General features: G+C 66.0%; 1 protein-coding gene. It reads left to right on the top strand.

Annotation, left to right across the window (positions count from 1 at the left end):
- Positions 1 to 42: 42 nt before the first annotated feature.
- The coding region (locus tag J7U37_RS24695; protein ID WP_247637462.1) for a PAS domain-containing protein at positions 43 to 1,937 on the top strand (1,895 nt) is incomplete at its 3' end.

The raw sequence follows: 1,937 nt of genomic DNA, 5'->3' as shown, positions 1-1,937 counted from the left end.
GACGAGGACGTCGCGAACGGCGTCCCAGAGCAGGAAATGGCCTTGGCCCTGCTGTCCGGGCGGGGCGCCGACGAGCGCTGGCATGTTCGAAAGGACGGCAGCCGGTTCTGGGCCAACGGCGAGATGATGCCCCTAAGGGACGAGCACGACAGGCACGAGGGTTTCCTCAAGATCCTGCGCGACCGCACGGAGCAACGGAACGCCGCGGCCAAGGAGCAGGCGGACGCCGCGTTCATGCGCGGCGTGCTGTCCTCCTCGGCCGACTGCATCAAGGTGCTCGATCCCGACGCACGGCTGACCTTCATGAACGAGGGCGGGCTGGCCGTCATGGAGGCCGACGACTTCAACCAGGTGAAGGGTTGTGACTGGACCGGGTTCTGGAAGGGACAGGCCCAAATGGACGCAAAGGCGGCATTCTGGGCGGCGTTGGCCGGCGGCACCGGCCATTTCCAGGCCCCGGCCGAAACGCTCAAGGGCACGGCGAAGTGGTGGGACGTGCAGGTCACACCGATCCGCGGCGCTGATGGACGGCCGGAGCGGCTTCTGGTGGTGTCGCGCGACGTCACCGCCCAGCGCGCCTCCGAGCAGCGCATCGTCGAAAGCGAGAAGCGCTGGCGCGGCCTGTTCGAGGGCATGCAGGAAGGCTTCTTTAGCGGCGAAATCATCCGCAACGCGAACGGGAAGGCCACGGACTACCGGTTCGTGGAGATCAACCCGGCCTTCGCCGCGCAGTCTGGCCTCCCTGTCGAGACAGTGGGCCGGACCCTGCGCGAGGCCATTCCCGACATCCCCGACTGGCTGATCGAAACCTACGCACGGGTGGTCGACACCGGCACTCCCGAGGTCTTCGAGATTTCGGTGCCGCAGCTCGGGCGCGTGTTCGAGGTTCGCGCATACCGTGAAGCGGAGAATCGTTTCGCCGCGATGTTCATCGACGTCTCGGACCGCAAGCAGGCCGAGACCCGGCGTGCCGCCCTGGCGGAGCTCGGCGACCGCTTACGCAATTCGGACGATGCGGGGGAGATCGCCTGCGTGGCTGCGGAGATCCTTGGCCGCACCCTCGGGCTATCCCATGCGGGGTACGGGGCGGTGGACCACGACCGGGAAACCATCGCCGTCGGTGACGGCTGGACCGCTCCGGGCATTCCGGGCATCGGCGGGGTGCATTCGTTCCGGGATTACGGCTCGTACATCGAGAACCTGAAGTCCGGCCATGCCGTGATCATCGACGACGTCGCAAACGACGTTCGGACGGCGAATGATGCGGAAGCCCTCGCGGCCATCCACGTGCGTTCGCTTTTGAACTTGCCGCTCATGGAGCACGGTCGGTTCGTCGCACTGCTGTTCGCGTTGAAGGCCAAGCCATACGCCTGGACGGGCGAGGAGATCAGTTTCGCCAACAACATCGCGGACCGGACCCGCGCGGCGTTGGCACGGATCGAGGCGGAGGAACGTCAGCGAACCCTGAACCTCGAACTGAGCCACCGCATGAAGAACATGCTGGCGATGGTCCAGTCCATCGCCACCCAGACCATGCGCACGGCAACCGACCTGAATGCGGCCAAGGACGTCCTCGCCGGTCGGCTGATCGCGCTCAGCAAGTCGCACGATCTCCTGCTTGGCGGAGAGATCGGGTCGGCACCTATCGAGACCTTGATCGAGAGCGCCTTGCAGACGCACCGGGACAATCCGGGGCGGTTCGTCCTCAAAGGACCCACCTTCACCATCGGGTCGAAGGCGGCGATGTCCCTCTCGCTGATGCTGCATGAGCTCGCGACCAACGCGGCCAAGTATGGGGCCCTTTCGACGGCCCAGGGCAAGGTCTCGGTCGAGTGGACGCTTCGCGAGGATGGCGGCGAGCCGCACTGCGCCCTGCGATGGTTGGAGCAAGGTGGTCCCGTCGTGAAGGCGCCGACACGGAGCGGTTTCGGTTCTAG

The sequence above is a fragment of the Methylobacterium sp. 37f genome (assembly GCF_023093475.1).
Lineage (GTDB): Bacteria > Pseudomonadota > Alphaproteobacteria > Rhizobiales > Beijerinckiaceae > Methylobacterium.
This window is presented reverse-complemented; position numbering and strand designations above follow the sequence as displayed.